The 26,203-nt window shown below is 46.5% G+C and carries 20 protein-coding genes, 1 tRNA gene and 1 other RNA gene; 2 read left to right on the top strand and 20 right to left on the bottom strand.

Features of this window, described 5'->3' with window-relative positions:
• Positions 1 to 153 precede the first annotated feature (153 nt).
• The 20 genes from H7T88_RS20915 to H7T88_RS20815 form a co-directional block, all read right to left on the bottom strand.
• A complete protein-coding gene (locus tag H7T88_RS20915) occupies positions 154 to 1,407 on the bottom strand; it encodes a mechanosensitive ion channel family protein (RefSeq protein ID WP_090924269.1) in 1,254 nt (417 codons plus the stop codon).
• Between the two features lie 176 nt (positions 1,408 to 1,583).
• Complete coding sequence (locus H7T88_RS20910; protein ID WP_253498692.1) at positions 1,584 to 2,201, bottom strand: polysaccharide deacetylase family protein; 618 nt, start codon at positions 2,199 to 2,201, stop codon at positions 1,584 to 1,586.
• Between the two features lie 325 nt (positions 2,202 to 2,526).
• The gene (locus tag H7T88_RS20905; protein WP_221790116.1) at positions 2,527 to 3,408 is read right to left on the bottom strand and encodes a carbohydrate ABC transporter permease; all 882 of its coding nucleotides are present in this window, start codon (positions 3,406 to 3,408) and stop codon (positions 2,527 to 2,529) included.
• 15 nt (positions 3,409 to 3,423) lie between these two features.
• Complete coding sequence (locus H7T88_RS20900) at positions 3,424 to 4,293, bottom strand: carbohydrate ABC transporter permease (protein ID WP_154891546.1); 870 nt, start codon at positions 4,291 to 4,293, stop codon at positions 3,424 to 3,426.
• A gap of 128 nt (positions 4,294 to 4,421) precedes the next feature.
• The gene (locus H7T88_RS20895; RefSeq protein WP_253498698.1) at positions 4,422 to 5,741 is read right to left on the bottom strand and encodes an extracellular solute-binding protein; all 1,320 of its coding nucleotides are present in this window, start codon (positions 5,739 to 5,741) and stop codon (positions 4,422 to 4,424) included.
• A 137-nt stretch (positions 5,742 to 5,878) separates the two neighbouring features.
• Positions 5,879 to 7,498: a response regulator gene (locus H7T88_RS20890; RefSeq protein ID WP_221790115.1), complete on the bottom strand. Its 1,620-nt coding sequence runs from the start codon at positions 7,496 to 7,498 to the stop codon at positions 5,879 to 5,881.
• Positions 7,486 to 9,906 carry a cache domain-containing sensor histidine kinase gene (locus H7T88_RS28865; RefSeq protein ID WP_260511040.1) on the bottom strand — a complete coding sequence of 807 codons (2,421 nt, stop codon included), beginning with the start codon at positions 9,904 to 9,906 and terminating at the stop codon, positions 7,486 to 7,488. Before H7T88_RS28865 ends, H7T88_RS20890 begins: the two co-directional genes overlap by 13 nt.
• A gap of 230 nt (positions 9,907 to 10,136) precedes the next feature.
• Positions 10,137 to 10,523, bottom strand: a complete 387-nt coding sequence (locus tag H7T88_RS20875) for a hypothetical protein (RefSeq protein WP_221790114.1) — start codon at positions 10,521 to 10,523, stop codon at positions 10,137 to 10,139.
• Between the two features lie 675 nt (positions 10,524 to 11,198).
• A complete protein-coding gene (locus H7T88_RS20870) occupies positions 11,199 to 11,696 on the bottom strand; it encodes an ATPase (RefSeq protein WP_260511039.1) in 498 nt (165 codons plus the stop codon).
• Positions 11,697 to 11,762: 66 nt separating this feature from the next.
• A complete protein-coding gene (locus tag H7T88_RS20865) occupies positions 11,763 to 11,960 on the bottom strand; it encodes a hypothetical protein (protein ID WP_221790112.1) in 198 nt (65 codons plus the stop codon).
• A 91-nt stretch (positions 11,961 to 12,051) separates the two neighbouring features.
• Positions 12,052 to 12,416, bottom strand: a transfer-messenger RNA (tmRNA) gene (gene ssrA, locus H7T88_RS20860).
• A gap of 447 nt (positions 12,417 to 12,863) precedes the next feature.
• Complete coding sequence (smpB, locus tag H7T88_RS20855; RefSeq protein ID WP_090924803.1) at positions 12,864 to 13,346, bottom strand: SsrA-binding protein SmpB; 483 nt, start codon at positions 13,344 to 13,346, stop codon at positions 12,864 to 12,866.
• 156 nt (positions 13,347 to 13,502) lie between these two features.
• Positions 13,503 to 16,316 (bottom strand): ribonuclease R, encoded by a 2,814-nt coding sequence (gene rnr, locus H7T88_RS20850; protein WP_221790110.1) that lies wholly within the window; start codon positions 16,314 to 16,316, stop codon positions 13,503 to 13,505.
• A 584-nt stretch (positions 16,317 to 16,900) separates the two neighbouring features.
• A complete protein-coding gene (gene secG, locus H7T88_RS20845) occupies positions 16,901 to 17,134 on the bottom strand; it encodes a preprotein translocase subunit SecG (protein ID WP_090924801.1) in 234 nt (77 codons plus the stop codon).
• 234 nt (positions 17,135 to 17,368) lie between these two features.
• Positions 17,369 to 18,655, bottom strand: coding sequence for a phosphopyruvate hydratase (gene eno, locus H7T88_RS20840; RefSeq protein ID WP_090924800.1), 1,287 nt, complete (start codon positions 18,653 to 18,655; stop codon positions 17,369 to 17,371).
• A gap of 244 nt (positions 18,656 to 18,899) precedes the next feature.
• The gene (gene gpmI / locus H7T88_RS20835) at positions 18,900 to 20,444 is read right to left on the bottom strand and encodes a 2,3-bisphosphoglycerate-independent phosphoglycerate mutase (protein WP_154891553.1); all 1,545 of its coding nucleotides are present in this window, start codon (positions 20,442 to 20,444) and stop codon (positions 18,900 to 18,902) included.
• Between the two features lies 1 nt (position 20,445).
• The gene (gene tpiA / locus H7T88_RS20830) at positions 20,446 to 21,198 is read right to left on the bottom strand and encodes a triose-phosphate isomerase (protein WP_221790108.1); all 753 of its coding nucleotides are present in this window, start codon (positions 21,196 to 21,198) and stop codon (positions 20,446 to 20,448) included.
• 33 nt (positions 21,199 to 21,231) lie between these two features.
• Positions 21,232 to 22,413: a phosphoglycerate kinase gene (locus H7T88_RS20825; RefSeq protein ID WP_090924797.1), complete on the bottom strand. Its 1,182-nt coding sequence runs from the start codon at positions 22,411 to 22,413 to the stop codon at positions 21,232 to 21,234.
• A gap of 149 nt (positions 22,414 to 22,562) precedes the next feature.
• Positions 22,563 to 23,570 (bottom strand): type I glyceraldehyde-3-phosphate dehydrogenase, encoded by a 1,008-nt coding sequence (gene gap, locus H7T88_RS20820; RefSeq protein WP_056695277.1) that lies wholly within the window; start codon positions 23,568 to 23,570, stop codon positions 22,563 to 22,565.
• A 121-nt stretch (positions 23,571 to 23,691) separates the two neighbouring features.
• On the bottom strand, positions 23,692 to 24,723 hold the full coding sequence (locus H7T88_RS20815) for a sugar-binding transcriptional regulator (RefSeq protein WP_221790187.1): 1,032 nt from the start codon (positions 24,721 to 24,723) through the stop codon (positions 23,692 to 23,694).
• 498 nt (positions 24,724 to 25,221) lie between these two features.
• Between H7T88_RS20815 and H7T88_RS20810 the strand changes: the two genes are divergently transcribed.
• A tRNA-Arg gene (locus H7T88_RS20810) sits at positions 25,222 to 25,296 on the top strand.
• Between the two features lie 180 nt (positions 25,297 to 25,476).
• A complete protein-coding gene (clpP, locus tag H7T88_RS20805) occupies positions 25,477 to 26,073 on the top strand; it encodes an ATP-dependent Clp endopeptidase proteolytic subunit ClpP (protein ID WP_090924795.1) in 597 nt (198 codons plus the stop codon).
• Positions 26,074 to 26,203: the final 130 nt, after the last annotated feature.

The raw sequence follows: 26,203 nt of genomic DNA, 5'->3' as shown, positions 1-26,203 counted from the left end.
GGAGAGGTTCATGGCTATTCTAAATATCTTCTGAACTACGTAGTGTAACTATATTAGCGCTACTTACTGGAGCTATTTGTATAGCTACATCATGAAACTATGCAAGAATTGGAGAGTCACTCCCAAAAAGTGCTTGATGGATAGGATACCCCATTAATATTCGCGCACGTATTCTTTATTTTCCTTGAGCTGTACAATGTCATGCCCTGTTGGATTCTGGAAGGCACGCAGCCCAAACGTTGATGCAACTGCAAAGATATGGTCAAAGATATCTGCCTGCACATTCTCATACACAGCCCAGTTGGTGTCATTGCTGAACGCATAAATTTCGAGAGGCAATCCGCGATCCTCCGGAGCAAGCTGTCTCACAATCATCGTCATATCCTTATTGATCTTCGGATGATGTCGCAAATATTGATGAATATATTCACGGAACACACCGATGTTGGTGAGTTGTCTGCCATTCACGTTGCTTTCCCGATTTACCTGATGCTCTACGTTGTACGCTTCGATTTCTTTTAATTTCGACGTGACATAATCGGTGAGATAGTGGATTTTTTCAAACTCAGCCACCATCTCTTCGTCACAAAAACGGATACTGCTAATATCAATAAAAATGCTCCGCTTAATCCGTCTGCCGCCGGAAACCTGCATGCCTCTCCAGTTTCGGAATGAGTCAGAGATCAGCGCATAACTCGGAATCATGGTAATCGTCTTATCAAAATTCATGACTTTCACCGTATTCAATGTAATGTCGATCACGTCGCCATCCGCATTGTATTTCGGCATCTCAATCCAGTCGCCTACTCGCACCATATCATTGGATGACAGTTGCACACCCGCAACCAGACCCAGAATGGAATCTTTGAAGATGAGCATCAATACTGCTGATAAAGCCCCCAGTCCACTGAGGATGATTAACGGATTCTGTCCGACCAGACTGGAGATCACAATGATACCGCCAATGATAAACAGTACTATTTTAGCCACCTGAATATAACTCTTGATCGGGCGGATTTTAGACACTTCATAGGTACGATAGATATCATCGAACACGTTCAGCAATGCATTCAGCACCGTAATCATGATAACAATCATGTAGGTCATGGCCGCTTTTTCAATCAAAGCCTGATAACCCGGGAAAATGTAAGCCGTATAATAGATGATAATAGCCGGTACAAGGTGTGATAGTCGCTGAAACAACTTTTTCTGGACAACGATATGCCCCCATTTGAACCGGTTATGGCTCACAATCCGATGCACGGCCTTAAGCACAAGTCGTTTGGCGATATAATTAGCAATCATCGAGATCAGTGCAATAAAGATAATCATAATTACACTGGAAAAGTATCCAAGGGAAGGCTCAGTCATACCGAGTTCCGTTAACTGTTTTTTGATAAAATCCATAACTTCCTCCTGACGCAGTCTAGTTTAGCCTACTATTATAGAGTAGATTCTATAGTAAAGTAAAACACATGGGAGATGTTCTACCTCCATTTACACAACAAAAAGACCCATCAATCTATAAAATGATGGGTCTGCTCTATTTTATGACAATTTGTTTTACAGCTTACAGAAGCATGTCACTCGGCCATTCTTAACAATTCACTCACCGTGACCATGCGATATCCCTCTGCCGTCAGTTCTTCCACCAGCACACGCACAGCCTCAACAGTCTGGGAACGATCACCGTATCCGTCATGGAAGATCAAAACACTGCCGGGTTTTACCACGGAACGGGTATGTTCCAAAATGTGTTCAACCCCGGGATTGTCCCAATCCTGTGCACCGCCGTTCACCGCACCGATCGTCCGGTAACCCCGCTCCGCAGCCAGAGCTAGAATGTCCCCGTTCACGCCAAAATAAGGCGGACGGAAGCTGCGGGCAGCATCACCCGTGACTTCTTGAACAAGGCGTTCTGCTTGCCGCAATTCTTCCCCGGCCTCCTCCAGTGTAAGCTCGGTCAGGTTCGGATGGGTGTATGTATGATTGGCAATCTCATGGCCTTCACGATGCACCTGTGCCGCAATGTCCGGGTATGTTTCCATCTCCTTGCCGATCATGAAAAACGTTGCATGCCCGCCTGCACGGCGGAAAATGTCCAGCACTTGATGGGTATACACCGGATGCGGGCCATCATCAAACGTAAAAGCTACAACCTTTTCCTGTACAGATACCTGCTCAACTAACTGCGCCATCATGTAACCACATTCCCCTCTCTGACTGCTCAGTTCAACTCCCCCTTATTATTCCACGGCTGGAAGCTGGGGTCTAGTCCATATAAGTTGAACTTGATATGTTTACACAAGCACTCCAATGACAGAACAACCCTCCAATCGCTGTTATCCCCAGATTTTTTGATTCCCTTTTTTAAAAGGAAAAATCCGGTGATAAAGGCGAGGCGTATGCTTCCGATGTAGCTTTCTTTCAGAAAGCTTTTAGCTTCGCTTTTCCAGATTTTTTCTGTCCTTTCCGTTTTTGTGTAAAAAATAGTTGAACTTATATAGTAATCACACTAGCAAAAAGCTAACCTTTAATCGCACCAGCAATCATACTCTTCTGCACCTGTTTGTTCAGGAGCAGATAGATCACAACCGTTGGTACGGTTGTAATCATTAGACCCGCGCCAATGATGCCCCACTGCGTAATGTACGTTCCAACCATGGACATCATGCCCACCGTCAGCGTTTGATACGCTGTATTGTTAATAAACGTGACTGCAAACATCAGCTCATTCCAGCACGACAAAAATGTAAATATCGCTACCGTGGAGATCGCAGGAGTTACGAGAGGCAGGATAATGGAGAAAAACGTGCGGTAAATCCCGCATCCGTCGATAACGGCAGACTCCTCCATCTCTCTCGGGATACCTTTGAAAAAGCTACCCAGGATGAAGACCGCCATCGGAATGCCGAAGGCTACATAAGGAATGATCAAGGCCCAGTAGCTGTTGAGCAGACTCAGGTTTTTCAAAATAATAAATAACGGCAGGAGCGCCGCATGAATCGGCACCATCATTCCGAGCAGAATCAACGTCATCGTCAGCCCACTGAGCTTCCAGTTCATTCTTGTAATCGCGTATCCCGTCATCGAGGACAGGATCAGCACCAGAATAATGGAGACCGCCGTGACCAGCACGCTATTCATAAAATAGTTCAGGACATGCCCATCAGACAGTGCCTTGGTATAGTTGCTCCACAGAAAGGCTTTGGGTAGCCCTGCCACGTCGCCGCTGAAAATTTCACTGTTATCCTTCAGGGAAAACAGGGCCAGCCAAATCAGCGGATAGATCTGAATGACGGCGATCAGGATCAGAAACGCCTGCATTAACACTTTGCCGATAGCTCCGGTGAGGGAGCGCCGAGGCTGGGGCTTTTTTTGCAACATGATATTGTTAACCGTACTCATACGTCTTCCCTCCCTCTACTCTGTCTTGAACAACGAATTAATAAGGATGGTACACACCAGACATTCCACGATAATAAAAACAGAAATAGCACTGCCGTATCCGTACCGGAACGTGTCAAAAATGGTAGCGTACATCAGCGTGCTCGGCACCTCTGTACTGTAAAATGGCCCGCCGCCTGTCAGCACATAGATCAGGTCAAACACCTTAAACGCCCCAATTACCGAAAATACAAGACATACCTTCAGAATCGGCTTCATCAACGGGATCATAATGGACCACGCCACACGCATCCGGGAAGCACCATCGATTCGTGCCGCCTCTAAGACATCCTGGGAAACGGATTTTGCCCCAGCGTACATCAGCAACATATGATATCCCATGTACTGCCAGAGCGTTGGAATGAAGGAGGCCGTCAGGGCCGTCTCCTTCTGACCCAGCCAATCCTGCGCCCAGCTGGATAGACCAATGTTTTGCAGCATCACGTTGAGCAGACCGTAATCGGCATTATAAATTTTCGACCATAACTGGGCAATAACGACCGTGGAGATCAGTACAGGAATAAAATATACAGTTCGGTAAAAGCCTTCCCCTTTGATGTTAGAGGCCAGAATCAGCGCCAGCACCAGTGAGATTGGCAACTGAATGAATACAGAGGCACCTGCAAATAGCAGGGAATTTTTGATCGAGTTAATCACTCGGGTATCCTTGAACATCTCCACATAGTTGTCCAGGCCGATAAACGCCCCTTTCCCCACGCCATTCCAATCAAGCAGACTGTAATAACTGGAGACAAAGATCGGAATCAGCACAATGCCGCAGAACAGAATCAGTGTAGGTAATACAAAAACGGCAATCGTACCTTTATTGGAAAATACAGAGTTCATGACTCTTCTCCTCTCAAAGGCGTGACCGGAAATCCCGGATCACGCCTCGTTTGGGCATTACTTTGATGGTTTACAAGTGTATATGAGCGCGCACGTAGCATAAGCCTATACTTGCTTGCCTGTTTAGTCTACAGACTTAGCTCCGTTGGTTTCAGCTGCGCCATCTGTTTGCAGAACTCCTCTGGCGTCACGTCACCAGCCAGCAGCTGTGCGATCAGATTTTTGTGTGCTTCCGCAGACTCGGCTGGCAGAATGTTATCCCACCAGGCGATAAACGAGGTGGCTGTTTTCATAATGTCCGCCGCAGATAGATCGAGAGAAGACAAGCTGGAGGTGTCGAGTGAATCGGTTTTCCAGCTTGGCAGTCCCGCTCCCGCCAGGAAACCTTGTGTGCCGAGTTGCTCGCTCAGATACATGAGGAATTCCGTAGCTTCCTTCGGATGTTTGGTCGTCTGGCTGATATAGAAACCGTCGACGGCTCCGCCAAAGATTTCAGTGCTAGTGCCTTTGCCATCCTCAAATACTGGGAACGGAATCACCTTCACTTTGCCTTTGACTGCCGAGGAAGACGGGTCTTCAATACCTGCATTCACCCAATTGGCTTGGAACATCATCGCTCCTTTGCCTGCATTAAATGCGCCAAGCATCTCGTCATAACTCATACTGAACATACTGCTGTTGAATGCTCCGGCTTGTGCCAGCTGCTGCATCTTGGTAGCGGCCGCGACAAAGTCCGGTGAATCCCACTTGGACGGATCCTTGAACGCCTCGATCACCGCCGCATTCCCCGCTTGGCGCATCGCGATCATGTCGTACCAGTACATGCCCGGCCAGCGGTCTTTCTCACCAATCACAGCTGGGGTAATTCCAGCCGCTTTTAATTTGGTGACAGCATCCAGCAACTCGTTATATGTAGTCGGGATTTTGGCACCTGCCTGCTCGAACAGTTCCGTATTCACGTAAAGGTTGGCGATGTGTGTGTACACAGGCAGCGTATAGATTTTGCCATCCATATTGATCGCTTCTGCCATCCCGGGACCCATACGTTCCTTGATATCATCAGTCAGATAACTTGTAATCTCCAGTACATTACCGGATTTAATATAGGGCTGCATGAAGCTACCCCCACCCATTCCGTAGAACAGGTCTGGTGACTCACCAGCTGCGATGGATGTTTTCACTTTCGTTTTGTATTGTTCACCTGTTGTGCCTGTACGTTCAACCTGGATATCGGGATGCTCGCTGTTCCATTTCTCCACAATCTCAGGTAGCAGTTTGGCTGACGGGTCTGTTGTACCAACCGATTGATCCCACAGCGTCAGCTTGATCTTACCGTTGCTTCCCCCCTGTGCTCCGCCAGACGAATCGGACGAACATGCAGCCAGACTTCCCGCAAGTCCCAGAGCCAGAAACAGACTTAAAGATTTCTTTAATAGCGCTTTCATCATATGACCTCCCTGATCTTTTTATTGGTTCTAACCATATTTTAGTAGTGGTTCGCACTGTGCTCCATTTAGAAAACAGGCATCAACTTGTAATATTCGAACATATATGAAAGCGCGTCCAAATATTGAAATGTGCAGGGCTAACTTTTGACATTTCGGTACTCGTTCATGGAGCGACCGAACTGTTTTTTGAATAACACGCTGAAATAGTGCGGGTCCGGGATGCCTACCTGCTCCCCGATCTCATACCCTTTCAAATCCGTCTGCTTCAGCAAGGATTCGGCCTTTTTCATACGAAGCTGCGTTAAATATTCGACAAACGTCTGCCCGGTTTCTTTTTTCATCAAACGCCCCAAGTGACCCGGACTTACGTAAAAAGCAGCGGCTGTACTCGATAGCCCCACCTCTGCATTGCTCATCTGCTCTTCCAAATACGCCTTGACCTGATCGATTAAATTAACTTCCTTCGCTTGTCGTTTGGCTTTAATCACACCCGATATGGACAGGACATGTTGCTCCAGCATCGCTCTCAAGTCTGGTAAATGCTCTGCCATCAACATCATGGCAACAGCTTCTTGGTTGAATACCTGCTCACCCTCAAGTTGCTGCTCCATGGCGGCACGTTGGCATTCGGTAATTACATCCATAGCCGCCATACGGAACTGTGCTGGATTGGAGAATGGGGTAGCAAGGATCTGTTGAAGCAAAGACGCAGCCTCCTCTCCCGCACCAACGCTAATGCAGAACTGTAGCTGCTCTAGAAGCCCTTTATCCGAGCGATACGGCTGACTGTGTTTATCGCTTTCGATCACGAGATCCTCGAAGCAGATGACCTGGTTTCTCCCCACAAACGTCTGATAATCCAGAGCACGACATGCTTCACGGTAAGCCATACAGACGCCCTCCCACCCAGAGTGTAGCTGTCCGATCCCGATCGTTACGTCTGCTTCGGAACCGTCAACTTTCAGCAGACATCGCAGTTCACCCAGAAGTTGCTCGGCCTGCTCGGTTAACTTGGCATCAGGGTGGGTCGTAAGGATGACAATACGATTGTGTGTGTCCATGACAATGATTTTGTATATATCCTGCTGGTAATAGGCCTGTACGTGCTTCAAACCATCCATACGCATCAGGATCTGAACTTCCTCTGTAGAAGTCTCCGTTTGTGAAGGTATCGCGGCCTGTACCTCGATGATGGCTACTCGAGATTGTGGGTTATCCGCAGCGATTGGAATGTCGAAGAAACGCACCTGTTCCCGCACCTCTTCCTCATGCAACACCCCTTGCAGCCACTGATTCATAAAACGTTCCTTGAGATACGGCAGACTGCGCTTCATCTCCTCTCGTAGCTTGGTCAGCTCATACTCCCTTCCTCTCTCCTGCTCGATAGCCGCTCGCAGCTTGGTGGTAACCTGTAATAATTCAGAAGCTCGAATCGGTTTCAAAATAAAATCGGATATGCCCAGCTTCACACTCTGACGTGCATATTCAAATTCATCGTGTCCTGTCACCACTACAATTTTGATGTTCGGATAACGCTTCAAGATGAGGCCACTCAGCTCAATGCCGTCCATCTTGGGCATATAAATATCCGTGAATACGATGTCGGGATGTAACAACTCTATCTGCTCTAAGGCTTCTGACGCATCGCAGGCTTCGCCAACGATCTGCATGCCTTGTTCCTGCCAATCGATGCGCATACGTAGTAGATTTCGGATGAGATATTCGTCATCCACGAGCAGTACTTTTAATGGTTCCATGATCCAACGTCTCCCTTCGGGATCGTAATGGTTATGATGGTTCCTTTTCCAGGCACACTCTCAAGCTTCAACACATCTTCACGATCATAAAATATACGCAGTCGCTCCATCGTTCCCCACAGACCAAAGCTTGCATTCACATTGAAGTTAATGGCGGGAGTAGCTAGATTAGTTAGGTCGGGGGCGCTGAAGGAGCTAGGCTCTGACTGATCATGCACGAGTCGGATGAAGTTGTGCTTTTCTGTGCGCTGAATCTGTTGCACTTGTTCCTCGGACATACCTACTCCGTCGTCCGTAAGAGTTAGAGTAACGCTATCTCCCGATTGCTGCGCCTGAATACGTATAATGCCTGAGCTGCTTTTGGCGCGAATACCATGATAGAGTGAATTTTCCACCAGGGGTTGGAGTACGAGTTTGGGAATAATCACCTGCTCACAGTCCGGATCGATATCGTACTGCACTTCAAATACACCCGGATAACGTACCTGTTGGATGCTTAGATAATGACGTACAATCTCAACCTCTTCGCGTAGTGTGATGACCTCATTGCCTTTGCTCACACTCAGCCGATAATAACTTCCGAGTGCCTCCAACATCTCACACACCTTGTCATTCATACCCGACATTGCAAGAGAAGTAATCGAGTCGAGTGTGTTGTACAGAAAATGCGGTTTGATCTGTGCTTGGAGCGTGTTTAGCTCAGCTCGGCGGATCGTCTGTTGTTCCTGAATAATGCGACTGAGCATCTGCTCGATCTGCTCAATCATCTGGTTGTAGCCACTGTACAGCTGTTCAAATTCGTAACTGTTCAGCTCCACTTTAACTTTACGGAAGTTGCCACTGGGTGCTTTTTGCATGGATCGGAGTAACTTATGAATCGGCTTGATGACGCTACGAGAGATAATAAAAGAACTGATAAAAAAGACAGACCCATTCACCGCCAGCAGCATAAAAGCAAGCAAAACAAGAGATGTGTTGCGTGTATCTGTTGCACGGTATGGACTCATGCTGATGTATTTCCACTGATCTTCACCCGCTGAGCGGTAGGTCACCGCGTAATCTTGTCCTCCGGAATGTAGAGTCAGAACGCCTGAAGGCTGTTCCTGAAACGCCTGTTTTAACTTCGCTTGATTCGTCTTTAAAATCTCTTGCATACTTGCTTGTTTCTGAGCTGTGGACGAGGATGCATCAGATGGAATTGCTTCTTCTGATTCCGTAGTTGTTGGAGTTGCTGTATGTGCGGTAGATTTTGATGAGGCTGTGTATGCCAGAGATGTTGAAGAGGCTGTAGAAGCTGCTTTCTTTACAGCATTTGTCATGGTGTTTGTTGCCGTATTTGTAGTGGCATTCGATGCGATAATCTGCTGATGCTCGTCCAGAATGGCTACCTGAAATGAATCGGATGCCGGTAGATTAGCGTAGGCCTGCGCAATGGATTTCTCTTTGATGTTCATGACCAGAAAGCCGAGTGGAGAGGTATCGTCCAGGTCGCGCATTAAACGAATAAAAGAGACCACTTTCTCTTTTTGTTTCTCATTTTCATTTTTTTTCTCTTTTTCTTTCCCCTGTTCTGTTTCCTTCTCCGTCTCCATTTCTAAACTTCTACCGTTGGCCGGGGGCATGCCGACATTTTGACTATTGTTTATATCGTTGGTATTTTTGCTGTCCATGTTGTTAGTGTTTTCGTTTTCATGAATTTCTCTATTGAGTTGCTCAGTACCTCGATCATTATTGTTCGAGTTCTTGCTCGTCACTTTGTTAACAAATTCATGATTAGGAGAGTTCTGACGTTTATTTTCTTTTACATCTGCCCGTGTGTATACAGTGTTGTTCATGTTCTCTGCCACCGCTCCGACTCCGGCTTGCTTTTCGTTGCTGTCACCGCCATTCAGCCTGAGCAGGTATCGCCCTTTGTAATTCAGAGCTTGCTCATACCACGGTGCATCCTTCACATTCGCTTCGAGAAAAGCAGGCCATTGCTGTGTGCCCACCGAAAAACGGTGTCCCGAGTTGTCATAAATGTAGACTGAATCAATTATTGGAACCGCTTGCATAAGGTTGGTCAAATACGAACTAACCTTGGATTGCATCTGCAAATTAGAATATACATTGCCTTGCCTTAGCAGGTTTTGCAGGTTCGGATCGGAGAAAATCATTTTCGAATAATTGTTCACATTCTCGATCATCAGATTGACATTCGTCTGGATCGACGTAATCGTCTGCAGAGACGCTTCGTTGATCTTCTCCTGCGCATCATTTTCCGAAATACGGTTCAACACCAGCGCACTAAACGCCACCGTTAGCAGAATAATAACAAAGTACGCAAAGGGAATTTTAAAGGCGAGTGTTTTGGGCTTTCGTTGCAAAAACTCTCTTAGACGTAATATCAGGTTTAACTTCCTGCTCAATACGGGCCCCCCCATTCTTCTCAGATTTCCGAGAGATTCACACTCCCTCGGACTGCATACAATTGTATATTATATGCCTGGATCTGGAAGAGCCTCAACACCTTTTATCGCTCTGTGCTAGTTTGTATTGGTAGAGAGGTTGGGCATTAGGTGGAAAAATGCCGTACTCGATATGGACGTGCCTTATTCAGCATAAAAAAACGACCTCCACGGTTAACTGTGAAGATCGCTCATATAGTATACGTAGTTGAGATTATTAGTGAGAACTCAGTGACACCCTTTTGGGAAGCAAATTTCAGCGTGTAGCTGTCTTCTGTGCCGTAAGGCATGGTTGCAATGAGGATGCGGGTGTAATCCAGCCGGCTCTCTCGAAGCACTTTTTTGACCAATGCTATGCCCCGCTCTTCGTCCGTCACCACACAGAAGATGTTCATCACATATTTCTTCGGATCAGCCACGCTGCTTCCTATATCGCATCCATCCACTTCCCCCAGTTCATGCTGGGTTAGAGCAGTTTCAAGATACTCCATGGCCTTTTCCTTCAACCACTGATCACGTTTGCTACCGTTCGCACTCTTTAGTGGATATTGCACGACAAGCCAGTGTTTTTCACTCATCTGGGGTTAACTCCTTATGTGATATTTCTTGTTCACCAGTTTTATTGAATTCAAGATAGAATGAATCGACTTCTTGGCCTGTAAAAGGGTAGCTCATATCTTTTCAGTTTAGGATAAGGATTATAATCAAGAATATGGGCCCCGATATGGACAACACTATAGGGAACTTATTTTTTTGTACTAATTGAACTAAATAAAACACCAAAGAACCTACTATAAATATGAAAAATAGTGGCCAGTAGGCTATAGATGCCAAACCTCCTAATAGGATATATAAGAAGAAACAAAATATATACTTTGCCTCTTTTTTATACTTAACAAGGATTGAGTATAAGATGATCCCCAATATACAACTAACATAAACGTATAAAGCGATCATTCCAAGTTGAAATGTGAGATACTCATAGTGGATTGGGACCGTTAATAGATAAATTAGAATACTTATGAATAATGAACTGCCTGCACCTTTAAAATATCGTATAAGCATAATTAGGGCTCCTTTCTTTATATTTTAATGTACTTCGCTAATCTACAGAAAAACCATCAATCAGACACTGATTGATGGTTTTTTGACTCTAATAGAGGCATAGAAGCCAGAGGAATCAAACTCCTGTCCGAAGATAACGACACATAAGCTTCTACGGGTGTAGTCACAGTTTTGATGTCACCCGAGTATCAGTAATCCTTAAGAACAGGATTAGCCCATGCGGGTATGCACTCCACACTATAGATCAAATTACCCTGTCTGATTTCCGCAACAATTAAAGGCTCGTATGTATTATCAATAATGATTACCTGATCTGCAATGGCCAGAGCCGGTATAAGGTTCTTCAATGACTGACCATATCGATAACGAATGTCTTCTTCTGCAATCCAATGTCCACCTTGTTCAACACGAGATGCAACTCGATCTATATGCATTTGAACATCCTCAAGACCGATATAGTAAACAACAATTTCGTAACTGTTTGCTTTTGCAATTTCCATGTGTTTTAAAACAAATGATCCGGACAATGTCGTTTCAATAGCGAAGTTTACACCACTTTTAATGAGAGATCGGATCCTTTTTACAGCTTCCCTACCAGCAGATAGGTCAGCACTGCGCGGATTCTCTGGCTTCAACTCTCTAGCAATTTGATCCGGATCAACCAGTTCACCAAGCCACTCTCTCATTTGCATGCTAAGTGTACTTTTCCCTGCTCCATTGGTACCGCAAACACAGTCATGACTGGTCCGGTTTCATTCATGATACTCAAACTCCTGGCGTTTCCCAGTAGCATCAAATATAATTTCAAATTTATTTCCTTCAGCATCCTCACGAACACGTTTGTTGTTTTTCATATAATAAATTGAGGCACCTGATTCTTTAGCTTGTTTCCGCGCATGTTGATTCGCCTTTTTTAAAATTTCTTGGAGCTGTTCTCGAGTTTCAAACATCTGGAGCCCCCCAATCTAAATTTATGCTTATTATAGCATAAACAGAAAAACCACCAACCAGAACACTGGTTGATGGCTTTTGAGTTGAATCTAATGGAGGCGAGGGGAGTCGAACCCCTGTCCGAAGATAACGACACATAAGCTTCTACGGGTGTAGTCACAGTTTTGATGTCACCCGAGTATCGCCCCGTAACCGGCTATACGTTGGGTCAGCCTGATTGTCTTCTTCAGCACACCCCAGGCGGAGATGTGACAGCGTATCCCACTACTTGTTAGCCCCTAGTCCTGTCACATGGGCGATGCAGGGTAGAAGCACGCACACAGTTTCTTAGGCTGCGAAAGCGTAGTTTGTTTGTTGTTTGCCGTTTAATAGGCTTTAGCGTTGATAAAGCGGACGCGTCCCCACTACCCGCTACCCATGCTCGAACTATCCCCGTCGAATCCATAAACGCCCCCTCAATGAAGAAGGGCTCCAGGATTAATCCGTGAATACGGAGCAAAGGTGCTGCACATCTAATCCCTCCAAGGTGAAAAGATGTTTCTTACATACTCGGCATTCCTGTCTGCTACATGAATAATCATATCACAGCCCGAATCACCGATATAGTGCGGATTGCTGGAAAGCAATCCAGTCTACTGAGCGCAGATGAAAGGTTATCCAAACTAGCCAACTAACCACGCCATCAGGCTCAATCGTCTACATATTATACCGCGTGACTCATCGGAAGTAAAGTTTACCCAGCTACAACCGTTGGTTTAATTAATTTACCCACCGGTGCACAAATTTACGCAATCTACAAAATAAAAAAAGCCTCACACTCACCCATACATAGGCAAACTGCGAGACTCCATCGATTCCGATTTTCTCGACGCGAATGAACATTGGAGAAACGTAGTTCTCTCTTAACGCGCAACCTTCTGCTTCTCGCGCAGTGCACGTTGGATATCACGTTGAGCATCCCGCTTCGCGGCAGTGTCACGTTTATCATACTGCTTCTTACCTTTACCCAAGCCAAGTAGCAGCTTCGCATAGCCATTACGAATATAAATTTTCAGCGGCACAATGCTGTATCCATCCTGCTTGGACAACCCAAGTAGCTTATGAATTTGCACCTTATGCATTAACAATTTACGTGTGCGTGTTGGATCAAGCGGATTATGCCGATTGCCTTGTTCAAAAGGACTGATATGCATATTGTGAATATGAATCTCACCGTTACGAATCGTTGCAAATGAGTCTCCAATGTTCGCACGACCGTTACGAATCGACTTGATTTCTGTGCCGGTCAGCACCATGCCCGCTTCATACGTATCTTCAATGAAGTAGTCATGGGAAGCCTTTTTGTTCTGTGCAAGCACTTTGTTCTGCCCATCATTCTTGCCCATGTCCTCACTCCTTCTTCGTAAAATAAACCCGTACCATGCTGTACCAGCATAGCATCCATGTTGCACCAAAAAACCTGTGCCAGACCTTAATTGTAGCAAGGACGGCTGTTAAAATCAAGAAAGAGGCGGCCTGCGCCGCCTCTTCTGGCTTCTCACTTACTTCTTTTTCTTCCGAACAAAAGCGGCTGTCCCATTCCCGGCCCCGCCTTTGTTTTTCTTACGTTTACGGCGTGGTGCTCCGCCTTCTTGCGCGCCGCCCGGTGTAGCATTTTCCCCGATAAAGATACCGCTAGGTGAGGTGTTCTTACGTTTACCTCCGCCTTTGCCACCTTTACCGCTACCGCCCTTACCGGATTTGAAGCTTCCTTCGCCACGGCTGCTGCCATTCAGGCTACTTCCTTGGCCGCGCTCACCTGATTCCTGACCCGCTGGGGATGAGCTATACCCGCCTTTGCCTGAACCAAAACCAAAGCTCACTGCACCTTTACCACGACTACCTGAAGCGCCTGTGCCTGCACTTGCATCACTCGCACGACGTTCACCTTTCGGTCTGCCGCTGCCTTTACCAGCAAACCCACCTGCTGATGAGCCTGCGCTTGCTCCGGCATTTGCCGCTCCACCACGGCCACCGCGGGCACCTTTACCACTCTCTTCTGCAGATCTGCCGCCTCGGTCACGTTTACCGCCTGAACCAGCAGCTGCAGCACCGCCTTTTCCACCACGGTTTCCACCGAAGCCACCTTTGGCTCCACCTCGGCCGCCGCCGCTACCAGGACGACCACCTTTACCACTGCGAGCACCACGATCGAAACCGCCATCGCGTTCTCGGCGAGGTTTCATATCGACCATTTCAAAATCAATCGTGTACTCTTCCATACTCACTCGTGCTACGCGAATCTTCACTTCGTCACCAATACGGAATACTTTGGATGTACGCTCACCAATCAAGGCCATATGCTGATCATCAAAATGATAATAGTCATCTGTCAGCGCGCTAAGTCGAATCAGACCTTCTACCGTGTTCTCCAGCTCAATAAACATACCGAAGCTGGTTACGCTGCTGATGATGCCTTCGAACTCTTCGCCGACCTTATCGAGCATGTACTCGGCTTTCTTCATTTTCTCCGTATCGCGCTCAGCTTCCACCGCCACACGCTCGCGCTCTGAAGACTGCTGGGCGATATCCGACATCCGGCTTGCCAGATACTCTTGGCGATTCTCCGGTAATGCTCCTTTGTTCTCAATCACTTCACGAATGACCCGGTGAATAACCAGATCGGGATAACGACGAATCGGGGATGTAAAGTGACTATAGAACTCAGCAGCTAGACCAAAGTGGCCAGACATCTCCGAATCATACTTCGCTTGTTTCATGGAACGTAGCATCATCGTGCTGATGACCGTCTGCTCTTTGGTACCGTTAATATCCTCCAGTAGTGATTGAAGCGCCCTTGGATGAATGGCATTGCCACGCCCTTTGACCTGGTGTCCAAAATTCGCCGCAAAAGCGAGGAAGTTTTGCAGTTTTTCCTGATCCGGGTCTTCATGCACACGATAGATAAACGGCACTTTAAGCCAGTGAAAATGCTCCGCTACGGTCTCATTGGCTGCAAGCATGAACTCCTCAATGATTTGTTCTGCAATGGAACGCTCCCGTTTCACAATATCCACCGGTTTGCAATTCTCATCGACAATGATTTTGGACTCTTCAAAATCAAAATCAACCGCCCCGCGGCGCATACGCATCGCACGTAGCTTCAAGGCAATCTCTTTCATCAGGTGGAAATCATCCACCAAATCTTTATAACGCTCCAACAACTCCGGCTCTTCACCTTCCAGGATTTTGCGTACGTTGGTATAGGTCATACGTTCCTTCGTTTTGATGACACTCGTGAAAATGTCGTGTTTCACAACCTTCATCTGGTCGTTAAATTCCATCTCACAAGACAACGTTAGACGATCCACCTGTGGATGCAAACTACAGATCCCGTTCGACAGACGTTGTGGCAGCATCGGAATAACCCGGTCCACGAGATACACACTGCATCCGCGGTTATATGCTTCCTGATCCAGTTTGGAGTTCTCACGCACGTAGTAACCTACATCGGCAATATGCACGCCCAGACGGTAGTTGCCGTTCGGCAGTTTTTCCACGTTAACCGCATCATCCAGATCTTTCGCATCCTCACCATCAATCGTAACGATGTTCAGACCACGCAAGTCGCGGCGTCCCTGCTGAATAATCTCTTCATCTGTAATGGAATCCGGCGCTTTCTCCGCCTCTTGCATCACTTCATCCGGGAAAGCTTCAGGCAACTGATGCTTGCGAATGACGGATAAAATATCAATGCCCGGCTCATCCTTGTGACCCAAAATCTCGATAATCTCACCCTCAGCCGCTGCACGACCTTCCGGGTAACTGACAATCTTGGCAACAACCTTCTGTCCATCTACAGCACCAGCAAAGTTCGTACGCGGGATAAAAATATCACGATTAATCCGTTTATCATCCGGAATTACAAATCCGTACACTTCGTGGCTCTGAAAAACACCCACAACTTGTGTAATTGCACGAGTCACAATCCGTACAATTTCACCCTCCAGGCGACCACCGGACGGTCCTTGGGACGTTACTTTCACAAGCACAATATCGCCATTCATTGCACTTTTCATATCATTGGCATGGATATATACGTCCGGGTGTTCGCGGTCTTCTGGAATCAGAAAAGCAAACCCCTTCGCATGCGCCTGCAAGCGCCCACGCACCAGATTCATACGTTCTGGCATACCATAGCGGTTGTTACTGGTCAGCAAAATTTGGCCGGATTCCTCCAGCGTATTCAGCATAATCAAAAAGGCTCGGAAATCAGCAGCATCTTCAATCTGAAAGTGCTGTTCCAGCTCCTGATAAGTCATCGGTTTATAAGCGGTCTCCCGCATGAAGTCAAGCAATTGTTGTTCGGTTATCATTAATTTTCACCTCGGGAAACGTAAGAGTATAGTCTGATCTCTTCTCTTTATGTATCGGAATTCGTGCCGTATTCGTATAGATGCCATATAGTAAAATGCGTATGATTACCGCGCCCTTACTATCTCATACCCTAGTATACACGAATTCAATCCAGCCCATCCGTAGCTACCCAAAAAAGACCCTTGGTCTCTTAACGTTCCAAGTTAGCCGTTTGAGTCTGCTCCTTCAAACAGTTTATGCAGTATGTGATATGCCCGATCTGATTTAAATTAGTATTTAGAAAATTAGTTTTACCACAAATCTCATCTATACGTTTGAAGTATTAATCACAGGATTTTTACATCTCGCCGGGGCATACCTGCCTGAAATGGGTCTCTAAAACAGTAAGGGGGAATCGAACAGAAGTTACAAGCAAAATACAGTATCCCTCAATTTCATGAAGGACTAGATGGCCTATATAGCAATATAAATGGAAAACTTTGGAGCAATAAATTTCTACTAAAAAACCCCCGTTTCTGCACGAAACGAAGGTTTATCCGTTAAGCCATTGGCTTCAGCTATTCGGTTTCTTGCTGACTGCTAGTTACTTCGAAACGATCGTAACAATAACAGCCAAAATCATAAATCCTGCACCCAGTACCACCGTTGCACGTTGCAAGAAAAGATCCAATCCGCGCGCTTTCGTTTTACCGAAAAGATGTTCCGCACCACCGGAGATGGCACCCGCCAAACCAGCGCTTTTCCCGTGCTGCAGCAATACTACAGTGATTAGACCGATCGAGAAAACAACGAGCAGCAATTTCAAAGCAATATCCATTCTTTCCACCTCCTACCCATGTGGGCATAACATCTGACCATAAAAACAGTTACTTTAATTGTAGCATAGCTATAGGCGTGATACAAGTAGTACACCACACCCTATTTCCCTTAAATTTCAAAATTGGACACCCAGTATTCATATAACTACTACATCCACACTCTACAGCACCATATATAATCATAAAAAAGACAAGCCGGTTACCCGGCTTGCCCGAAAAGCTGTGTACACAGCTTATTTTTTGAGGTTGTAGAATCCTTTAAGACCATTGTATTGAGCAAGCTCATCCAATTGATCTTCAATGCGAAGCAATTGGTTGTATTTTGCGATACGGTCTGTACGGGAAGGAGCACCCGTTTTGATTTGACCCGCGTTTGTTGCAACAGCGATGTCAGCGATTGTGCTGTCTTCGGACTCACCGGAACGGTGGGAGATTACAGCAGTGTATCCTGCACGTTTAGCCATCTCGATTGCATCGAATGTTTCAGTCAGGGTACCGATTTGGTTTACTTTGATCAGGATGGAGTTACCGATACCTTGCTCAATACCTCTAGCAAGACGCTCAGTGTTCGTTACGAACAAGTCGTCACCAACGAGTTGTACTTTGTCACCCAATTTTTCAGTGAGCAATTTCCAACCATCCCAGTCATCTTCGGACATACCGTCTTCAATCGTGATGATTGGGTACTTCTCAACCCAAGAAGCCAGAAGGTCAACATACTCAGCGGAAGTGTAAGATTTACCTTCACCAGCCAAAGTGTATTTACCATCTTTGTAGAACTCAGTGGAAGCAACGTCCATACCCAAGAATACGTCAACACCTGGTTTGTAACCAGCTTTTTCGATTGCTTCGATAATTGTAGTGATTGCTTCTTCGTTAGAACCCAGGTTTGGTGCGAAACCACCTTCGTCACCTACAGCTGTGTTCAAGCCTTTGGAGCTCAGTACGGATTTCAGGTTGTGGAAGATTTCTGCGCCTACGCGAAGAGCTTCTTTGAAGCTAGGTGCGCCAACTGGCAATACCATGAACTCTTGTACGTCGATGTTGTTGTCTGCGTGCTCACCACCGTTGATGATGTTCATCATTGGTACTGGCAATGCTTTTGCGTTGAATCCACCCAGGTAAACATACAGTGGCAATTCCAGAGCATCAGCAGCAGCGCGAGCTACAGCCATGGATACAGCCAGGATTGCGTTTGCGCCCAATTTACCTTTGTTTGGCGTACCATCCAAAGCGATCATCAATCTGTCGATACCCAGTTGATCCAATGCATCCATACCGATTACTTCTGGAGCGATGATTTCATTTACGTTTTTAACAGCTTGCAGAACGCCTTTACCGAGGTAACGGGATTTATCACCATCGCGAAGCTCAACTGCTTCGTGGGCACCAGTGGATGCACCAGATGGAACGATTGCGCGTCCGATTGCGCCGGACTCCAGGTATACTTCAACTTCAACTGTAGGGTTACCGCGGGAGTCGAGGACTTCGCGAGCGTACACGTCAGAAATAATAGTCATGAGTGATAATCTCCTTTAATTTTGAATTTATTAAAAATTAGGACCACTTGTGTTTCCCCTTATCCACTACATCAGCAGAATCGTCTTCCGATCGCTGTTATCCCCGGATTCCTTTGAACTTATTCTCATAAGTTGGAATCCTAGTGATAAAGGCGAACGCTCACGCTTCTTCAGACCATTTCTGCTGACTCCGTTCAGGGGCAAACGCCAAACTTCCCAATTTCATATATGTTGGCTGTGCAACTTACTTACGGGTAGCAATGACAGATGTACCTGTCATCTCTTCCGGTTGTGGCAATTGCATCAGGTCAAGAATCGTTGGCGCAATATCGGCCAGAATTCCACCTTCACGCAACGTTACATTTGGATCAGTCACGATAAATGGAACCGGGTTCGTTGTATGAGCTGTGAACGGACGTCCTTGCTCATCAAACACCATATCCGCATTACCATGATCCGCAGTGATCAGCACCACGCCGCCTTTGGCAAGTACCGCGTCTACAACGCGACCCATGCACTCATCCGTCACTTCAACCGCTTTGATCGTAGGCTCCAGCATACCGGAGTGTCCAACCATGTCAGGGTTAGCAAAGTTCAGGATAATCGCATCGTGTTTATCCGCTTCAATCTCACGGACTGCTGCATCGGCTACTTCATAAGCGCTCATCTCCGGTTGCAGGTCATACGTCGCCACCTTAGGTGAGTTAATCAGCACGCGAGTTTCGCCCGGAAGCTCTACGTCACGGCCGCCGCTGAAGAAGAAGGTTACGTGCGGGTACTTCTCCGTTTCTGCAATACGCAGTTGTTTTTTGTTATTCTGTACCAGCACTTCACCCAGCGTATTGTCGAGGTTTTTAGGCGAGTAAGCCACATAACCTTCAACCGTTTCGCTGAACAACGTCAGGCACACAAAGTGCAAGCCCACAGGGAACTTCGGCCCACGATCGAAACCGCGGAAATCGGAGTTCGTGAATACTTGCGACAACTGGATTGCACGGTCAGGACGGAAGTTCAGGAAGATGACGGAATCGCCACTCTCTACCAGACCTACCGGCTCACCATCCGCTTGAACGATAACCGTTGGTTCAACGAACTCATCAAATACGGATTTCTCATACGATTCCTCAACCGCTTTGAGTGGATCAGTGTATTTCGGCCCATCACCATAAACGATGGCACGGTAAGATTTCTCCACACGCTCCCAGCGTTTGTCACGGTCCATAGCATAGTAGCGGCCTTGAACCGTTGCGATTTTACCTACACCCACTTCATCAATCTTAGCGATCAGCTTCTGCATGAAGTCTTTACCACTATCCGGCATAACATCACGGCCATCCAGGAAGGCATGAATGTATACTTCATTCATTTCTTCTTTTTTAGCCAGATCCAGCATCGCGAACAAGTGGTCGATGTGACTATGTACGCCACCATCGGACAACAAGCCGTAGAGATGAAGCTTTTTACCGTTCTGTTTCGCTTCGCGCACCGCTTTGACAAGTGTTTCATTGTCATAGAACTCGCCGTCACGAATCGATTTGGAGATACGGGTCAAATCCTGATATACGATCCGGCCGGCACCAATGTTCAAGTGACCTACCTCGGAGTTCCCCATTTGTCCTTCCGGCAAACCTACAGCCTCACCGCATGCAGTCAAAGTTGTGTGTGGGAACTGGCTCATGAAACGGTCATAGTTCGGTTTCTTGGCTTGCGCTACCGCATTGCCTTCCACCGTGTTACGCAGACCGAAGCCATCCATAATGATCAGTGCTACAGGTTTTGGAGCTGTCATCTTACTTCGCCCCCTCAACAAGCGCGATGAACGAAGCCGGCTGCAAGCTGGCACCGCCAACAAGTGCGCCGTCGATGTCGCTTTGTCCGAGGTATTCTGTTACGTTTTCCGGTTTCACGCTGCCGCCGTATTGGATACGAACCGCATCTGCAACCTGCTCGTTGTACAGATCCTTCACCAATGTACGGATGTAAGCAATAACTTCATTCGCATCTTGGGATGTGGAGGATTTGCCTGTACCAATCGCCCAGATTGGCTCATAAGCGATAACGACTTGTGCCGCTTGCTCTGCAGACAGACCTGCAAAAGCCGCTTCGGTTTGCACTTTACATACGTCTTTTGTTTGGTTTGCTTCGCGCTCTTCAAGCGTTTCACCAAGGCAGAAGATTGGAGTCAATCCATGACGGAATGCTGCATGCAACTTTTTATTGACAGTCTCATCGGTTTCCGCAAAATACTGACGGCGCTCCGAGTGACCGATAATCACGTAATCAACACCCAGTTCTTTCAGCATGATACCGCTGATTTCACCAGTGAACGCACCATTGTCTTCGAAGTGAAGATTTTGTGCACCGATTTTGATGTTAGTGCCTTTCACAGCTTCTACCAGAGATGGCAGGTTTGTAAAAGGTGCACAGATTACTGTTTCTACGCCTGCGACTTCCGCTTTTCCTTTAACTTCCTGAATGAAGTCATTGGATTCGGAAACCGTTTTGAACATTTTCCAGTTACCCGCGATAATTGGTGTTCTCATTGGTTTCAACTCCTTCATGCTATAGCTTAAAGCTTACTTGTCGTTCAATGCAACTACGCCTGGAAGCACTTTGCCTTCCATGAACTCGAGCGATGCACCGCCACCTGTGGAGATGTGGTCCATTTTGTCAGCCAATTTGAACTTCTCAGCTGCTGCTGCAGAGTCGCCTCCGCCGATAACTGTGTAAGCAGATGTTGTAGCACAAGCTTCTGCTACTGCACGAGTACCGTGGGAGAATGGCTCGATTTCGAATACGCCCATAGGTCCGTTCCATACAACCAGTTTGGAGTTTTTAACAACGTCAGCGTAGATCTCACGTGTTTTAGGACCGATGTCGATACCTTCCCAATCTGCAGGAATGTCGCCAACTTCAACGATTTTTGTGTTTGCGTCCGCACTGAAATCGTCAGAGATTACGATATCCACTGGCAGGTAGAAGTTTTTACCCAATTTTTTCGCTTTTTCGATAAAGCCAAGTGCTACATCCAATTTGGACTCATCCAGCAGGGATTGACCTACTTCGTGGCCTTGAGCTTTCATGAATGTGTAAGACAAACCACCACCGATGATTACGTTGTCTGCAATGTTAAGCAGGTTGTCGATCACATCGATTTTGTCTTTTACTTTGGAACCACCGATGATTGCTGTGAAAGGACGCTCAGGGTTGGAGATGGCTTTACCCAACACATCAAGCTCTTTTTCCATCAACAAACCGGACACTGCTGGAAGCAAGTGAGCGATTCCTTCAGTCGAAGCATGTGCTCTGTGAGCAGCGCCGAATGCATCGTTAACGAATACGTCAGCCAGTTCAGCAAATTGTTTTGCCAGTTCCGGATCGTTTTTCTCTTCGCCTGCGTGGAAACGAACGTTCTCAAGCAACAATACGTCGCCATCGTTCAATGCCGCGACTTGAGCCTTAACCGCTTCACCTACGGAATCATCCGCTTTAGTAACCGGTTTACCCAGCAATTCAGACAAACGCTCAGCTGCTGGTGTCAAACGCATGGATTCTACAACTTCACCCTTTGGACGTCCCATGTGGCTCGCCAAGATTACTTTTGCACCTTTTTCGATCAGGAAGTTGATCGTAGGCAGTGTTGCACGAATACGTTTGTCATCTGTAATTTTACCATCTTCGAGCGGCACATTGAAATCTACACGGACAAATACCCGTTTTCCATTCAATTCGATATCGCGTACACTTTTTTTGTTCATCTCTATTTCCTCCGCACCCATGTATTTGGTGAACCTTTCAAGAGCTGAATCCCTTGTCAGTCCTGGTGTTCATGAGAAATTAACTAAATATCCATATATAAAGAGCGGAAACAATAACAATCTGTTTCCGCTCTATGTTATTACAGATATTACTTGATCATTTTTGCAAAGTGCTCCAATGTGCGAACCAATTGAGCTGTGTAGGACATTTCGTTGTCATACCAAGCTACAGTTTTAACCAGTTGTTGGTCGCCAACAGTCAGAACTTTAGTTTGAGTTGCATCAAACAGGGAACCGAAAGTGATTCCTTGGATATCGGAAGATACGATTTCGTCTTCAGTGTATCCGAAAGTTTGTGGATCGGAAGCTTCTTTCATAACTGCGTTAACTTCTTCAGCAGTAACTTTTTTGCCCAGAACAGTTACAAGCTCAGTCAGGGAACCAGTAGCTACTGGTACACGTTGAGCTGCACCATCCAATTTGCCTTGCAGTTCAGGGATAACCAGACCGATTGCTTTAGCAGCACCAGTTGTGTTAGGAATGATGTTTTCAGCTGCTGCGCGAGCACGACGGAAGTCACCTTTAGGGTGTGGAGCATCCAATGTGTTTTGGTCGCCAGTGTAAGCGTGAATTGTAGTCATCAAACCTTGAACGATTCCGAATTTGTCTTGCAGTGTTTTTGCCATAGGTGCCAGGCAGTTTGTTGTGCAAGATGCGCCGGAGATTACAGTTTCAGTACCGTCGAGAATTTCATGGTTTACGTTGTAAACGATGGTTTTCATGTCGCCAGTAGCTGGTGCGGAGATAACAACTTTCTTAGCTCCACCTTTCAAGTGTTTCTCAGCAGCTTCTTTTGTTGTGAAGAAACCAGTACATTCCAGAACGATGTCTACACCCAGGTCTCCCCAAGGCAGTTCTTCAGGGTTACGGTTAGCAAGTACTTTAACTTCTTTGCCGTTTACTTTGAAGAAACCATCATGTACTTCAACATCGCCATCGAAGCGACCTTGAGTTGTATCATATTTGAGCAAATGAGCCAGCATTTTAGCGTCAGTCAAGTCGTTGATTGCTACAACTTCAATGCCCTCTACATTTTGAATACGGCGGAATGCCAAACGACCAATACGTCCAAAACCGTTAATACCTACTTTAATCATGAGTAAGTTCCTCCCAAGTTTTGATTAGTTTTTTATGAAACTATATATTCAAGACAGACGGTAAAGTCCGTCAAGACAACAAGAGTTGTGTTCAAAATAAAACCATTTCATCTCTGAAAAGTTAGATCTTTTCCATGTCAGCGACGATGACTTCGGCCGCAGCCTCATCAATAATCAGAATATCTTCCTGTCCGAACCGCAGTACGGAATGGATGGCAGCTGCCTTGCTTTTGCCGCCCGCAATGCCAATGACTACATCGGTGCGTTCGATATCCTGAAGCCGCATGCCCAGCGTAAGCATGGTATGTACCACCTCACCCTGACCATTGAAGTAATACCCGAAGGACTCCGATACAGCTCCCTGCTCCTGAAGTTCGTCAATGATCTCCGGTGCAAGCTTGCGTCTCTTCGCCATCTCCACAGCATCACCAATGCCATGAATTACGATGCGCGATTGCCTGATCAGCTGTAAAATCTCCTGAACTCCCGGGTCCTGGATCAGTGATTCATAGGCATGGTCACTAAGCAAATCCGGTACATGCAGGAGTTTGTATTGAGCCCCTGTCCGTTTTGCCATCGTGGATGCAATCGTATTTGCCTGAATTTCCAGGCTCTCTCCCAACCCGCCACGTGCTGGTACAAACCAGACACCCTTCATTGAAGTCGGTGGTGTGAGTTGTTCTGCGACTTCGGCCGTTGTTGATCCGCCTGTTACAGCGACAACGTCGTTGTCATTCATGATACTGCTGAGAGCTTTTGCTCCAGCTCTTCCAAGCTCCCTTTTGGCGTAAGGAGATATATCCGAATCACCAGGAACCACGACTACCTTTTGCAGACCGTAGGCTTGCTTGATTCGCTCTTCCAGCTCGGATAATCCAAACAGCTCTTTCGCGACAGGTTCTAATTGCTGCAGCAAATTATAACCCGCCTCGCTGATCTTCATCCCTGCACTGTCAATTTCGATAAGTCCCTGAGCCTTTAACAGATCGGTCTCAGCTCTCAGAACCCGCTCGGTCATCTGCATGGAATTGGCTAACGTTCTCCGCCCAATCACATCCGATAACATGATCTGGTGCAGAATCGTATAGCGTTTTTTCAAGACATCCATGAGATCGGGCAGAAGCTGCTTTTGCACTTCCAAGATCGTTCGCATGCTTTCCACTCCCGCAAGCTTCATGTTCCAAGCTTTCTGCATGGCCTTAAAATGTCCCGGGTTAACTTTTTAAGTCCCACGTTCATTCTACCTAAAACTGACGCGAGATGCAAGTGTTTCGATTGCTTATTTCGACAGGTTAGCAGTCGTTTGTACGCGCCTATTTTCACAACCTTTACACATCGAGATAAGGAAATGAGGATCTCACACCATATATAGAAGAAGTCCACACATAACATCTATATCTTGCTGTGTTTCATTTTCATAGGGCATGTCCAAAACTTCTTATAGCATGTACTGAAATACAAGCTTTATCCATCTTTCTTCATCATGATCATTTCCGAAACAATTCAAACCATCTTCGGAATAACTCAGCCCATTCATGAAAGACAACGTGAGCCCATTAATCGTAAGGAAAACCACACCATGTTCATGCAAAGCAACTGCTTGCAATTCACCAGTGCATAAGCTATAATCATTATTGCTGTCACATAATTTGCGCCCGTGGTCCAATGGATATGACGTAGGCCTCCGAAGCCTGAGATCCAAGTTCGATTCTTGGCGGGCGCGCCACTTAATTTTTTAACAGCTCATAATGCATTTAACCAACGAAACCGGAAAGGTTTCTTTTTTTTCAAACTTAGTTTGACTTTCTTTGACTTTTTGTTTGAGATTGTTTATGATGTGGTTAATACGGTAACAGTTTAAGTATAAACACCATTTAACATTTACATTTCCGAGGAGGTTTTTCACGTGAGTTATATTCCAATGGTCGTTGAACAGAGCAACCGGGGTGAGCGCGCCTATGATATTTATTCCAGATTGCTGAAGGATCGTATCATTTTCCTTGGCAGCGACGTGAATGACGTTGTAGCGAATGCCATCATGGCACAGATGTTGTTCCTGGCAGCGGAAGATCCGGAGAAAGACATTCACCTATACATCAACAGCCCAGGCGGATCCATCACAGCGGGGATGGCAATTTACGATACAATGCAGTTCATTAAACCGGATGTATCTACGATCTGCGTAGGTATGGCGGCTTCTATGGGTGCATTCTTGTTGAATGCCGGTGCAAAAGGCAAACGTTTTGCGTTGCCAAACAGTGAAATTATGATTCACCAACCACTGGGTGGCGCACAAGGTCAAGCGTCGGACATCGAAATCCGTGCACGTCGCATTCTGAAAATGCGTGATACCTTGAACCGCATCATCTCCGAGCGCACAGGTCAACCTCTGGAGCGTATCGAAAAAGATACAGATCGTGACTACTTCATGAGTGCTGCTGAAGCAGCCGATTACGGTATCATCGATAAAGTAATCCAAAACGTAGGCTCCCAAGGCATCTAAGCTTTAGCTACCTGGAGACAACGTAAATAAGCGCAGGGCGGGCATCACCTGAATATAGGTGAGCACGCTCTGCGCTTTTTAATTATAAACAGGCAATATCACCACCCGGTCTTGGGGTGCATTGCCTGCA

The organism is Paenibacillus cucumis (ex Kampfer et al. 2016) (genome assembly GCF_019748695.1).
Lineage (GTDB): Bacteria > Bacillota > Bacilli > Paenibacillales > Paenibacillaceae > Paenibacillus > Paenibacillus polysaccharolyticus.
This window is presented reverse-complemented; position numbering and strand designations above follow the sequence as displayed.